Below are 13,236 nucleotides of genomic sequence, written 5' to 3'. Positions count from 1 at the left end.
TGCCAGATGGAGCGGTAAGCAGCGGTCAACAGGGGCGGAGACTCAACCGGGCACACCCACCCCGGCTGCAGCATTATCCCTGGTCAGACAGGCTTCAGACACCCGAAAGCCCCCTGATTCCCAAGCTCAGAGTGCGGGTTCGACATCGGTCGCCCGCGGATACCTCCTCAGGCCGGAACGAGTTGCCTGAGAGCCCCATGGAGGGCCGCGCCGGACGCTGGTGCCGCCACGGTCACTTTTCGCAGGTCCTCACCAGTCAAGTACCGGTAGCTCTGCGGAGGATGGAAGGAGCCGGACGTCCGGAGAGCAGCGAGCAGTACGGGTGCCTCAAACGTAACGGGGTCGTCCAGCGCAAGGCCGCTGGCCTGGGTCGCCCCGCTCATGTATTCGTCGTACTCACGGCGGCTGATACCGGCGCCCTTACGACTGGCCGACCAGACCTCGCGAGGGGAAGCCACGTGAACCGACGCGATTCGCGCCATGCCCACGATGGCCATGGTGGGCGCCGTCGCATACAGGAAAACAGGAGTACCGGGTGGAGCGGCGACGCGCTGACGGCGCACCTCCACCGTCTTGGTCCCGGCCAGGATCGCCGTGGCGAACCTGGGGTGGACGGACAGCAGCATCGCGCGCTCCGGATCGCTCACGTCTTTCGGTGCCCCTCTTCGTAGACCGCCTGGAACAGCGCGTTGCTGATCTTCGACAGCGACATCAGCGACAACCGTAGTCCCAGCCCTCGGGCCAACGCGATCAGCCGTCCGTGCGTCACCTGTACGGGAAAGGTCTCCGTGTCTGAGAACCTCAGCGCCATGACCTTGCCCGAAGCATCGGCCGCCGCGCGCACTTCAGCACGACCATATACGCCCAGGTGTTCGAATCGCGAGAAGAGGGTGTCCGGGTCATCGATGAGCACCTCGTCCAGTCGCGAGCAGCCGATCGCCATCTTGCCCTGCTGCCTGGACACGCCGTCGCTGACATACCAGAGGATCCGGGCGGGGACGCTTTCACCTCGGTGGCCGGAGGACCGATAGTAGACGTGCTCTCGGCTGATACCGAGCACGTCGTCACGGGGAACGAGCATGGCCGGGACGTTGAACAGCTCTGTCGACCAGCGGGGCTTGACGGGGGCGATGAAGGACGGCAGCGCTGCGTCGGTGAGCTTCGCAGGCCACAGCACCCGCTCGGCAACACTCGTGACTTCCGCCGAGGCACCAGATCCCAGGCGAGGGGCGGTGCGTCCCATTCGCGCCGCGATCCCTCCCGCCACTTCGGAGACGACTTCGGCCGGCCCGCATACGTCGACCAGGAGTGCGGTGAGGCCGCCCTCGCCCTCGACGAAGCCGTCGGCCCCGGCCGCTTCCATCGCGGCTGCAGAAACATAGGGATCGGCGATAGCGATGGCCTGGGCCTCCCGCTCTCGCCCCAGTCTCTTCAGCAGGAAGAGCAGCTGCCGGGCGAGGGTCTCTTCCAAAGCGTGTGTCGCAGTCCGGAGGATCGGGACATTCAGAGTGCGGCCATCCAGCGCCCAGGCGTACAGGGCCACAGGGCGTCCCTCTCCGTCGCGAAGCAGTTCGCGACGCCACAGAACCCCATCACGCAGAAGCTCCGCCAGGCGTTCAGCGAAAGCGGACCCGCTGTCGCCCCCCGCCTGGTCGAAGAAGGCAACCAACTCTCCCTCGCTACCGGGCACAACTTCCTCGGCGGAGAACGCCGTGCCCATCAGGTCGGCCGGGCGGTAAACCTGGGCCTGGCGCAGTTCGTCCACGTGCATCGTCACCGCAGCGGGAGAGGCAACCTTGACACGGGCAATGTCCCAGGCAATGTCCGCCAGCCGCCCCAGCGCTGGGTCGCGAGTTACCAGCACTTGAAGCCCGGCGCAGGAAGTCTCAGCCACGTACCGCAGGCGACCGAGCAGTTGGTCGTCGACCGGCACATCCGGCAGCTCCTTCCTCAGCGCCGCGACCAACTCCCTGTGGCGGGCAGCCACAAGCGTGGTGGGGGCCGAGAGCGATCGCAGACCGCCCAGACCGGCCCGCTGATGCTGCCGCTCCTCACGACCCTCGATGTGATGTACGTCGTGAAGGAGCTGTGGTGTGAACGCGAGCTCAACCAGGTCGGCAAGCCACCCCGCCTCAAGAGCGCGCGCCTCCTCGATGGCGTGCTCCGCACCCACACCGCGAAGCCCTGCGAAGACTCCGTGGTCGATGGCCACCACCAGCAATGCGTCGCTCGGCGCCTCGGCGAACAGGTCTTCATGACCAAGGTCCAACCACCAGGTGTCCAGGGTCTCCTGGTCTTCGCCCCGCCCCAGGCTCTCCCCCTTCGGGATAAACCCGAGGCCAGTCCACATGCCGCTGAGCCCGTAGTCGCGCCGGCACTTTGCCCGAATGCCGAGCCTGTGCGTGTTCCGCTCCCGGATCGCCTCCACCAGCAGACGAGCGATGCCCCTCCCCCGGTGTTCCTCGGCTACACAAAGGTGCGCAAGGCGCACATGGAGCCTCCGCTTGGGCAATCCAAAGAGCGCGTAGCCGACAACTTCCTCGCCCTCCACCGCGACCAACAAGCCGCCATCGTCGGCAAGCTTGCGGTAGGCAGGTGGCGTGAGCAAGCCCAGGAATTTGGTGTATCGGTTGCCCAACGCGATGACCCCGTCAAGCAGCTCGGACTGCTCCCCCGTCACCGGCCGCACCTTGATCGCCATCTTTCCCCCTCCGGTTGCCCTGACTTCGGCAATCACCGCCCCAACCGCATAGTGCCCAGCGGTCCTCAGCCAAGCCACCGATCGGTCAAAACCGGCCCAGGTCGGCGCGATTCACGCCCACGCGTGGGCAAGCCCGGATGGCCCGTCCGTCCCGAAATTCCCTGAAGTTTTGGCCATCGGTCAGCCCTACACAGCATTCGTGCAGGTCAAAGGCTCCCCTATCCCTATCCGCCAGGTGCCTTCTGAGCGCCTGCTCCATCTCAGACGGGAAAAGCCAAAACTGGGCACTGCACTGGGTCCGTGACCCTACCCAGCGATGCCGCCAAGCCAAAGCAGGCCGCGAGCCCAGGGCATGGCCACAAAGAGCCGGCCGCGCAGCAGTTCCTCCCGCTCCCGAGCCGTCTGTGACGTTCCTCGACGCTGGCTGCGTCAGCATGCCGTCTGATGTGGCAGTGACGCATCGCGTCGAGGCAGGAAGACGTGCTTGAACTCCACGCCCTTGGCCCTGAGCACTCCCCACCATTAGCTGCTTCGCACATCCTCCGCCGAAGAACACGCCTTCCGCCTCCGACGCGACCACCGCATAGAAGGTCTGGCGCAAACGCAGTTGACCCGACCTGAGCCTGAATTCATCCAACGTGCAGTGAAAGGGCCCTACTCCCCGTCTGAGCACCAGAGCAACGCCCACCGCCGAGTGCGCTCTGGCCGGCGGGGCCAGCTGCAGCGTCTCCAACTTGACCACACCCCGCCGCCACCCTCGACGCACTTCGCGAAAGACCTTTGCCGGAACAAAGGGCTCTACCGCGTCAAGCCGAGTTCATCCTCGAGGAGCTCCTCGTCGCTCAACTCGACCATGAACTGATGGCCTTCTGGGTCCGCCATCGTCACAGACCGGGGATCGCCCGGGGAATGGTGGAGAAGCACGGCCCCGAGGCGAACGATCCATTCGACCTCGTCGGCGAGTGGGCCGCACAATGCCCCGACGCTGAGGAACGGGCCGCCTTCCGGAGCCGACCGGGCCACCGCTTGCGTGAAGTACAGGGCCTGCGGCTCGTTCCCTTCGACCATCTACAGGTGAAGGCCGTCACTGCCGTCAATCACCGGGCGGAGCAGCACCCCGCCCCAGAACCGGGCGAGTGCGGCAGGATCCTGGCCCGGGATGGTGAGGCGCCGTAAGTGAGTCGTCATCCAACCGACGATAACCGCGCACGTGCGGCGACAGCTGCGTGCTAAGTTGCCCTCGTCGGGCAGAAACCTGCAATCGACCGGATCGCGGCTGCCAGCCATCAACAACGCCCGGTCGCCGCTGCAATCAGCGACGACGAAACCAGAGCAATCTTCGGCAAGTTCCGTAAAGACAAACCTCGGGAACTGCGCCTTGCAGCACTCGCGACCTGCACGGCCAGGCAGGTGACGCCCCATCAGAACAAGCGTCATATGAGCGTCAAGATGCCGCAGAGAGCGTCATTTCAGCGTCAAAATATCGCCCGTAACGCCCACACCGCGCATAGCGCACGTCACCCAAATCTGCAGGTCAGGCGCCCTTTGCGGCCCGCTCAAGGATGACGACGCACTCCACATGATGCGTCATCGGTAACACGTCGAGACTCCCTCCCCTGCTCCATTGCGTCTTTGTGGGTGACATCGCCGTTGGCGTCTCGCATGAAGGTGACGCTCGGCCCCAACGCGTTGGTTCGGGTCAGTTGTCCGGCTGACAACCGCTCCCGTGCAGCACCGGCAGCCCGAGCTGACGCCAAGATCCGGACCATTCACGGACCATCGCTGTGCCAGCGGCAGTCAAAGCCCACCATTTCAGCAGGTCAGCACCGATGTGAGCGCTAGTACCACCAGCAGACGAGGAACCCGCTGGTGGGCTCTTCACCGAAGAAGGTGGTCGTGGGAGCGTCCACATGCTGACCGTGGCACATTCGAAGGCCCAGCATCGCCTACCTGTCGGCAACAACAGGCGCCTCACCGGTTGATCGATTCACGGCCGCCCAAGAGCGATACCGAGTAGACCTCGGCCCCTTTCACACCCTCCGGCGATGCCCTGACACGAGCCAACGGCTGCACAGCCAATCAGAACCGGGGCCCACGTGTGTCCCACTGGCTCGTTGGCAGGCTGGTCTCGGGCGAGGTAAAGAAAGGGGAGCCCGCGGCCAAGTCAAGACCGGTGCCGGCGCTTCAACGCCGACGCCGGCCATTGCCGGACCTCTCTGACCTGGGCTAACGTCCCATCCCCCGATACCGCTTTCCTCAGAACTTCGCAGGTGCCAGATTTGCAGTGCCATCCGCGGAGATCGTGGACACCCAGGCGATGGGCCTCGGCACGACCAGCGCGGTCAGGAGCTTGTAGAACTCGTTGCGGGACATCTCAGCGGGATCAAAGTCAATGCGCATGGTGATCAGTATCCACACCGGCGGCCGCGGATCCTACGGCGGATTCACGGCACCACCAAACCCCTGAGCTCGACGGAAAGTGCCCGGTATCGGGAGCCACCGATCGCCAGGAGCCGACACCTTGCCCGCAGCAGCCCCCACCGTCCGGGAAGACTTCGAGGTCCCCGCCCACGCCCGCGGCGGCCAGGTCACCCTCAACCTCCACGACCACCTCGCGGCATACGCCCCCAAGCGCCCCGGCGCCTACCTGCGCATCTCCTCCGACCGCTTCGGCCTCGAAGCCGGTGTCGACCGCCAGCTCGAAGACGCAGAAGACACCCGCGCCCGCCTGCGCTGGGGCTCCTTCGCCAAGATCTACCGCGAGAACGACACCTCCGCCTTCAAGAAGCGCAAGGTCATCAAGCCCGACGGCTCCATCGACTGGATCGTCCTGCGCCCCGAATTCCGCCAGCTCCTCGCCGACCCGGCCAATGGCGTCATCGACGGCGTCATCTTCTACGACCTCGACCGGCTCGTCCGCCAGCCCCGGGATCTCGAAGACCTCATCGACATCGTCGAGTACGTCAAGCGGCCGGTCACCGGCGCAACCGGTGGCCGCATGAACCTCATCAACGACAGCGACCGCCACATGGCCCGCATGATGTGCGTGATGGCGCTCAAGCCCTCCGAGGACACCACCCGCCGCATCGCCCGCCAGCACCTCTCCGCCGCCCAGAACGGCGTCGCCCAAGGCCGCATCGCCTACGGCTGGGTCCGCAAGGGCGAGCGCAAGGGACAGCTTGTCCCGGACGAGGCCGACGTTGTCGTCCGGATCTTCCAGGATTTCATGTCGGGGGAATCGGCCTACAGCGTCGCCCGGACCTTCAATGCCGAAGGGATCAAGCCTCCTGCCGCCCGCACCTGGTCGTCCACGATGGTCGCCAAGATGCTCCGCAATCCGCGCTACGCGGGCATGATCTCCTACGCGGGGAAACATCGGGTCCAAGCCGCCACTGCCGGGGATGGCTGGTCACTGGTCCTCTTCGATGACGCGGGACGTCCCTTGCTCGGCTCGTGGGAACCCATCGTTACCCCCAAGCTCTGGTCCCGGGTCCAGTTCGAGTGGCAACGCCGCCGCCAGAAGGCCGGAATCAAGCCCGGCGAGGCCGGCATCGCGCCGGTCAACAAGTACTTTCTCTCCGGAATCCTGCGGTGCAGAAAATGCCATCGAGGTCTGGTGGGACACCGCTACCGGCGTAAGTCAGGAAAGGTGGTCCACAACTACGTCTGTCCATCGTCCGACCGGGGTGGCTGCGGGGGAATCGCTGTCTCGGCGCCAGCCGCTGACGTGGCGGTCGAGGAAGCCATGAATGCCTTCCTGCGTAAGCAGCTTCAGGCATCGCAGACCGGCTTGGATCAATCCGCCGACACCATCACAACCCTGCAGGCGCGGCTGGATCAGGAACTGGCCCGGAAGAGCGAACTCATCCACCGGTGGCCCGAAGGCTCCTTGCGTGAGGCCGATTTGACCGAGGAAGACTACTTCACCATGCTGGCAGCTCTCAATCGCAAGATTTCGAGTCTCAGGGAATCGTTCGCCGGCCTGGAGGGCACTCCTCCACCGAGGGTCGCACCCGAGGAACTCCTAGCCAATTGGACAGCGGGTTCGCTGCTTCAGAGGCGCGCGATCCTGAAGCGCTACCTGCACTCCATCACGGTGCATCCACCTCTCCCATCACCCGAGTTTGACCGGTCCGAGCTCGTGAAAGCGCGTCTCGCTCCACGCTGGAAGACAGCTTCAGAAATAGCCGCATAAGCAACAGGCGGCCTCAGCCGATCGATCGACTGAGGCCGCCTCTCATCTCACCGCCCCATATATTCCAAGAGCTTCCGTACTCGCATTGCTTCGGCCTCCACCAGGACCGGACTCTCTTCGAGGAACCTCTCCACCCAATCACGCTCGTACTTGCCCTCCCATCGGCTCTTCGAAACAGCTCCCGCATCCGCGCCCATTACGCGATGCAATGCCTGATCACACGCCATATCACTTTCCAGTCTGAAGATTTGGATTACCGCACAACGAACGCTCGCCCAGGGCTCTCCATCACTCCTGGAATCCGTCAGTCGGCGTACAGAAGGGCACGGTAGGAAATAAATCCGGCCGCACCAAATGGCGCACATTCGTTCCCCACCGGCAATCCGTGAATGCCGAGGTTGAGCTGGGTTGCGGGGGCGCGTCACGGAGATCTGGTGACACTCCAGCCTCCGCTAGAGACACCCGACACCTCGCGCACAGTGGCACGGAGAGCAGTGTCGTTTCCGTTCCCTTGGAGAGACATCGGATGACCGTTTCCCCTCCTGTCAGACGGCTGGAGTTGTCGGCTGCGTATCAGCAGCGGAGTCGTGCCTGCTGAGGACGGAGGGCTCCGGTGCGTCGATTGCACCCCGCGGCATGCCGCGGGTATAGGCGGCTGTCCGCGACGCTATCGGACTGCCACCAGCGCCTTCGGTCGTGGAGGTGAGGGGAGATCAGCGGTTGTCCGGCGCCCAGCCGACCTGTACACAGGCGGGTGTGTCGGTGAGGCGGTTGTCGGTGATCTCCAAGAGGCTGTCGCGGCCCCGCGGTGAGACGTGATGGCGCGGGTAGTTCTTCGAGGTCTTCTTTGTCGGCGATGGAGCGGTAGGCGGAGCTCCTCAAGTGCATATCTGCCCGGCAGCGCCGCATCGGCGTCTGTCGCCGGGCGCGGCTGTGGAGCACGGCGTACCAGGCCGACCTACGCCGGCTCCGCAGGGGCCGTCGAAGGTGCCGGGCCAGGGCACGGATGGTGTCGCCTCCGGCATCGATCCGACCGGCGGCTCGGGCGGTGGCGGGAAGCCGAAGCAGACCCACTTCCGGTACGGCGAGGATCCCAACGCCACGGGTGACAAGGGCCGGGCGCTGATCCAGCGGCCTCCCACGGACAGCGACCGCGGCCAGCCCCTGATCCAGCGTCCCGGCCAGGGGGCCACCTCGGGCGCGGCGGCAGCCTCGGCACCGGTCTCGTCCGGACCGACGCCCCAGGGCGCTTCGGCTGCCGCGAGTACGCGGATGGATCCGCCTGCGCCAGGGCCCAGCGGGCCGCCACCGGCAAGCGGACCTCCACCGCGGGGCGGTACCACGCCGCAGCGGTGGATCTACCCCAAGCCACCGGGTGGATCGGGCTCGTAGCTCCCATCTGACGGGGCGGGCACCTGGCTGCGCTCGGCCCGCCCGCCCCGTCCCCCTTTCCTTCTCTTCTCACCACGTTCCAAGGACGGCTTTGCCATGCATCCCGACACTCATCAGCCTGACGGCCCGGCCACCGTGAAGTTCCCCCACCGCTCACGCCGCGGTGTACTGCTCGGCCTCTCCGTCGCCCAGCTCATCGTCGTCACCCTCACCGGCCTGGCCCATCACGGCTTGATCGTCAGCACTTGATCCACCGAACGTCGCGGGGTCCTGGGTCCCTGTGGGCCGTACCCCAGGCGAAGGATCATGTGCACGTAGCCGGTGCCGGACTGCGGGTCGCGCAGGATCCATCGCAGGTCCGGCCATTCGACGGGCTGCGTCGCGAAGGAGCTGGCGAGCCCGCGGAGGGTGGCCACGAGCAGCACTCGCTCCAATGCCTGGCCGGCGCATAGCCAGTCGGCCGCGGTGTCGCCCTTAGTGCTGAGCGATGCCAGTTGGGGGCTTTTCTCGAAGTCGGCGTAGTCGCGGTCGGGCACCGTGCCTCGGCCCGCGAAGTCCCTGACGGGAGTGGAGCCGGTGCGCTTACGGGGTCCGAAGGCGTAGTCCGGGACGCCGTCGTCGACTGCTGGTTCGGCAGCGGTGTCGTGGGTCCAACGGCGCTGTTCCGCGTCGCGGCCGTCGTCCATCCGGTTGTAACCCTCGGCATGCATGATCAGGTCCAGCACGGTCTCACGGTGCGGGGTGGTGAGGAAGCTCAGCTGTGCGCCTTCGCGGGCAGCGGTCTCGATGAGAGCGGCGCGGACGTTGTCCGAGATCTGGCGTTCGCTGAAGGGGGAGCGACTGGTGTGGCGATTGCGGATGGCGGGATGGAGACCGGGGAGGGACTCGTCCAAGCGCTGATGAGGGTCGTCCAGCCGCACGGTGGCCAGAAGAGCCGGGGCGTGCGGGTCAGGGAGGAGGATCGTGGATGTGCGGTGGCCTACGTGAGATGCGGCCACTCGCAGGTTCAGCAGCGCGGCTCCGCAACCCAGGTGCAGGCCTCGGGTCGTGGGGTCGGCGTGGGGCATCGCGCGCTCGAGGTCGGCGGAGAGGGTGAATGTACGGCTGCCGCGGGCGTAGCTGAAGTGCCAGGGCTGGGCGTTGTGCATGGACGGCGCGGTAATGGCTTCGGCGACGAGGGCCTTCACCAGCGTGTCGTCGAGGGTCTGGGTGAACACCGGGGCCTCCCGAACGGGGCAGACGGTGGATCGGTGGCTTCTTCAGCGTGGTGGGACCGCGCTGGCCGTGTCAGGGGCCATAGGACCCTCACCACAGGCCACTCGGGCCCTTCGGGCCTGCCGGTCGGCCGATGGGGCCGAGTGGCTCATGTCGGGACAGGCGCTTTTCCGGCCACGCTGGAGAAGCGGGGGCAATGCGCCGTCCCTCGTGGTGAAAGGAGCCGGAGATGGAGCACCGCACGATAGGTGAGCTCATGACGAGAAAGGTCGTGAGCGTTCAGCTCGATACGCCGTTCAAGGACATCGCGCAGATCCTCGCCGACAACGCGGTGAGTGCGGTGCCGGTACTCGACAGCCTCGGCAGGCCGGCCGGGATCGTCTCGGAGGCCGACCTGCTACGGAAGGCGGCCGACCAGACCGATCTCTCCGGCAGGACGCCGTTGCCCCACCTTGAGGCGTGGGAAAGGGCCCGAGCCGAGGGCCGTACCGCCGGCGAGCTCATGTCCGCTCCGGCGGTCTGCGCTCATCCGGAATGGACCGTGGTGGAGGCGGCACGGCTGATGGAGGTGCAGAGCGTGAAGCGTCTGCCCGTGGTCGATGAGACGGACCGGCTGCTGGGCATCGTCAGCCGCAGCGATCTGCTGCGGGTCTTCCTGCGCAAGGACAAGGCAATCCAGGAGGAGATATCCCGGGAGGTCATCGGACGCACAGCACGCCTCGGCGCAGCAGGCGTGACCGCTGACGTCGTGCAGGGCCAGGTGGCACTGCACGGTTCCGTGGACGAGTCTCTTCTGGTTCCCGTTCTCGTCCGGATGTGCGCCAGTGTCGACGGGGTCGTCTCGGTCTCCGAAGACCTGAAGCCAGCGATGGCCGCCGACTCGGCCGGCTGAGTCGGAGGGAGCGGAGCACACGCATGAAGGAGCTCATCACGGTCGGTCTGGACGGCACCCTCCAGTCCCTGTCTGCGGCACTGTGGGCAGCGAGGGAGGCGCAACTGCGCCAGGCGCGGCTGCGGCTTCTGCACGCCCGGATTCCGCTCGCCCCGGAGCCGCCGCGCGGGCCGCCAGAGGAGGCGGAACAGAACCGCCGGCCGCACCGGATCACCGATGAGGCTCGGGCAGCAGTCGTCTCGTCCTACCCGGACCTTCCGGTGGACGTGAGCTTGGTGCGCGGAGACCCGTTGGATGTCCTGACCAAGGCGGCCGAGCAGTCGGACCTGCTGGTTCTCGGTTCGCGAGGTCTCGGGGCCGCCGCGCGCTTCACCCTGGGAGAGATCGGTCTGGAGCTGGTGACCCGGACCGCTGTCCCGACGGTTCTTGTCCGTGCCCAGCAGGACGCCCCGGACCGTATCGGGAAGGGCAATGTGACAGTCGGCGTCAGTCTGCACGCCGCCTGCAACGGGTTGCTGGCGTTCGCCTTCGAACCCGCCGCACGGCGGGCCGTCACACTGCGTGCCGTACACGGCAGACACCTGTCTGCGTACGCCTACAACCGCGGCGGCGGCGTGGAACGGATCGCTGCCGAGGAGTCTGCTCAGATCGCACGGTCCGAGCTGGCTGCAGATTTGCGCCCGTGGAGGGAGAAGTTCCCGAACGTGCACGTCGACGAACAGGTGATATTGGAGAGCCCGGCGCCGGCGCTTTTGCATGGCACCGCGAACGCGGAACTGCTGATCGTCGGCCGTCGGCACCGTGGCCGCCTGCTGCCGCCTCGCATCGGCCATGTCGTACAGGCGGCCGTCCACCACGCCCCGTGTCCGGTAGCGATCGTTCCCCATGACTGATCCCACCGACTGATCCCATGGCACAGCACGCTGCAGTTCCGCGCCGGGGTGCGTGGTGGAGTGTCTCTGTTGACTGCCTCGTGAACTGTGCCAGGTGCCGGATACTCATCCGCGTACCAGTACGTGCTCTCCGGAACGGGGAACCACAGCGGTCCATCCCAACGCGTGGTCGATCCGGTCCCTGAGGGTCGCCGCCGCGTCGGGCTCGCCGTGCACGAGGTAGGTGACCTGTGGCGGTGCCGCTTTGCGCAGCCAGTCCAGAAGCTGCCGCTGGTCGGCGTGTGCGGAGAAGTGCGGCACATCGGCGACTTCGGCGCGCACCGGCACGTACTCGCCGAACATCTTCAGGGCGCGTGCGCCGTCGACCAGGTCCCGCGAGCGGGTCCCCTGCGCCGCGAACCCGACGATCACCACGGCATTCCGCGGGTCGGGCAGTCGTTTGCGAAGGTGGTGCAGGACGCGGCCGCCGGTGGCCATGCCGGACGCGGAAACGATGACGGCGGGCCCGCGGGTGTGATTGATGTCGATGGACTCCTGCACTGATCGGGCGGCCAGAAATGGCTCGGGGGCCAGGGCGGCGCTGCCGGCCGTGAGCACTTCGGGCCGCAGCTCCGGAGCTTGCGTCCGAATCGCCTCCGTATAGACATCCAGCGCGGCCAGTGCCATCGGACTGTCCACGAAGACCGGGACCGAGGCGGGCAGTCTGCCCCTCGAACGCAGCGCGGCGAGTTCGTGCAGCACCACCTCTGTACGGTCGATCGCGAACGACGGGATGACCACCGATCCACCCCGCTGGATGGTGCGTGCCAGAACGTCAGCGAAAATCTCACGCCCCTGTTCTCCCTGGTGGCGACGGTTGCCATAGGTGGACTCCAGCAGGAGGACGTCTGCACCCGAGAACGGCTGGGGCGGGCGTAGCAGCGGGTGTCCCGGACGTCCGAGGTCGCCGCTGACGGCCAGCGTGTGTCCGTCCTCCAGCGTGAGTCGCGCCCAGGAGGAGCCGAGGATGTGGCCGGCGCGGTGCAGGCTGAGCTGTGTGCCCGGGGCAATCTCTGTCCCCTCCCCGATCTCCTCGTGGAAGGGCACGGAGACAAAGAGGCTCATCGTGCGCTCGGCGTCGTCGCTGGTGTAGAGAGGGCGGGCTGGGCGGTGCTTCGACCAGCCGTGCTCGTTGGCGTGTGCGGCTTGCTCTTCCTGCAGGCGCGCGCTGTCACGCAGCACTATCCCGGCGAGCCGCGCCGTATTGGCCGTCGCGAAGATGCGCCCGCGGAACCCGTGGCGGACCAGTCTTGGCAGGTAGCCGCAATGGTCGAGGTGGGCGTGGGTCAGCACTACCGCGTGGATGGTGTCCGCGTCGCACGGCAACCGGCGCCAGTTGCGGCGCCGCAGTTCGGAGATTCCTTGGAACAGTCCGCAGTCCACCAGGACCCGGGCGTGGTCGCTCTCGACAAGGAATTTGCTGCCCGTTACCGTGCCGACCCCGCCGAGAAACGTCAGCAGAGCCGGTCGCAACCGAAGGGCTGGAGCGACGGGTGGCGCTGCGGGATCCATGGCGAAACCTCCTGTCGCTGTGGGCACGGTGCATCGCCTCAACGGTCACACTCTCAGCACCTGGGCAGATGGGGCCGATGCACCCCGCGTGGGGGCCGACCGGCCCATGTGCCGGGCATGCGCTCAGCCTGAGGCTGGGCATGAAGGCAACTCACCTGCCTCGTGCACGGAGATGCGCATCATGAAGGCACTCGTCCAGCACGGGCCCGGCCAGGCCTCGTGGCACCAGGTCCCGGAATCCTGGCATCAAGGACGCGGCCGACGCCGTCGTCCGCGTCGACGTCGACGTCGTCACGATCTGTGGGGCCGACCTGCACATCCGCAAAGGGGATGTGCCCTACGTGGCGCCGGGGACGGCGCAGGGGAGGCCGCTGACACCGCTAGACGAAGGGATGTG

9 protein-coding genes and 2 pseudogenes are annotated in these 13,236 nt (G+C 66.6%); 5 read left to right on the top strand and 6 right to left on the bottom strand.

Annotated features, from left to right (window positions below; translation table 11 throughout):
- Window positions 1–167 precede the first annotated feature (167 nt).
- The 4 genes and pseudogenes from ACZ4S3_RS12600 to ACZ4S3_RS12585 all read right to left on the bottom strand — a co-directional run.
- Window positions 168–647: an ASCH domain-containing protein gene (locus ACZ4S3_RS12600; RefSeq protein ID WP_467931361.1), complete on the bottom strand. Its 480-nt coding sequence runs from the start codon at window positions 645–647 to the stop codon at window positions 168–170.
- Window positions 644–2,701 (bottom strand): GNAT family N-acetyltransferase, encoded by a 2,058-nt coding sequence (locus ACZ4S3_RS12595; protein WP_467931357.1) that lies wholly within the window; start codon window positions 2,699–2,701, stop codon window positions 644–646. Before ACZ4S3_RS12595 ends, ACZ4S3_RS12600 begins: the two co-directional genes overlap by 4 nt.
- Window positions 2,702–3,499: 798 nt before the next feature.
- Window positions 3,500–3,769, bottom strand: a complete 270-nt coding sequence (locus ACZ4S3_RS12590; RefSeq protein ID WP_467931353.1) for a VOC family protein — start codon at window positions 3,767–3,769, stop codon at window positions 3,500–3,502.
- Window positions 3,770–4,960: 1,191 nt separating this feature from the next.
- Window positions 4,961–5,101: pseudogene (locus tag ACZ4S3_RS12585) on the bottom strand (flavin reductase family protein); the annotation flags it as partial.
- Window positions 5,102–5,222: 121 nt separating this feature from the next.
- On the opposite strand from ACZ4S3_RS12585, the gene ACZ4S3_RS12580 reads away from it, so the two are divergent.
- Together ACZ4S3_RS12580 and ACZ4S3_RS12575 are read left to right on the top strand one after the other, a co-directional pair.
- Window positions 5,223–6,896, top strand: a complete 1,674-nt coding sequence (locus tag ACZ4S3_RS12580) for a recombinase family protein (protein WP_467931349.1) — start codon at window positions 5,223–5,225, stop codon at window positions 6,894–6,896.
- A 1,488-nt stretch (window positions 6,897–8,384) separates the two neighbouring features.
- Window positions 8,385–8,537, top strand: coding sequence for a hypothetical protein (locus ACZ4S3_RS12575; RefSeq protein WP_467931636.1), 153 nt, complete (start codon window positions 8,385–8,387; stop codon window positions 8,535–8,537).
- Here ACZ4S3_RS12575 and ACZ4S3_RS12570 read toward each other — a convergent pair.
- Window positions 8,513–9,505 (bottom strand): Acg family FMN-binding oxidoreductase, encoded by a 993-nt coding sequence (locus tag ACZ4S3_RS12570; RefSeq protein ID WP_467931344.1) that lies wholly within the window; start codon window positions 9,503–9,505, stop codon window positions 8,513–8,515. The two genes, ACZ4S3_RS12575 and ACZ4S3_RS12570, sit on opposite strands and share 25 nt — an antisense overlap.
- A 227-nt stretch (window positions 9,506–9,732) precedes the next feature.
- Here ACZ4S3_RS12570 and ACZ4S3_RS12565 point away from each other — a divergent pair, with 227 nt between their 5' ends.
- Together ACZ4S3_RS12565 and ACZ4S3_RS12560 are read left to right on the top strand one after the other, a co-directional pair.
- Window positions 9,733–10,395, top strand: coding sequence for a CBS domain-containing protein (locus tag ACZ4S3_RS12565; protein ID WP_467931340.1), 663 nt, complete (start codon window positions 9,733–9,735; stop codon window positions 10,393–10,395).
- Between the two features lie 23 nt (window positions 10,396–10,418).
- On the top strand, window positions 10,419–11,288 hold the full coding sequence (locus tag ACZ4S3_RS12560) for a universal stress protein (protein WP_467931337.1): 870 nt from the start codon (window positions 10,419–10,421) through the stop codon (window positions 11,286–11,288).
- Window positions 11,289–11,393: 105 nt separating this feature from the next.
- Here the strand turns inward: ACZ4S3_RS12560 and ACZ4S3_RS12555 are convergent, their stop codons facing one another.
- A complete protein-coding gene (locus ACZ4S3_RS12555) occupies window positions 11,394–12,839 on the bottom strand; it encodes an MBL fold metallo-hydrolase RNA specificity domain-containing protein (RefSeq protein WP_467931332.1) in 1,446 nt (481 codons plus the stop codon).
- 181 nt (window positions 12,840–13,020) lie between these two features.
- On the opposite strand from ACZ4S3_RS12555, the pseudogene ACZ4S3_RS12550 reads away from it, so the two are divergent.
- Window positions 13,021–13,204: pseudogene (locus ACZ4S3_RS12550) on the top strand (alcohol dehydrogenase); the annotation flags it as partial.
- Window positions 13,205–13,236 lie beyond the last annotated feature (32 nt).

Source organism: Streptomyces sp. NPDC028368, assembly GCF_055565615.1.
Note: the sequence above shows the minus strand (reverse complement) of the source record. Positions and strands in the feature narration are given on the sequence as shown.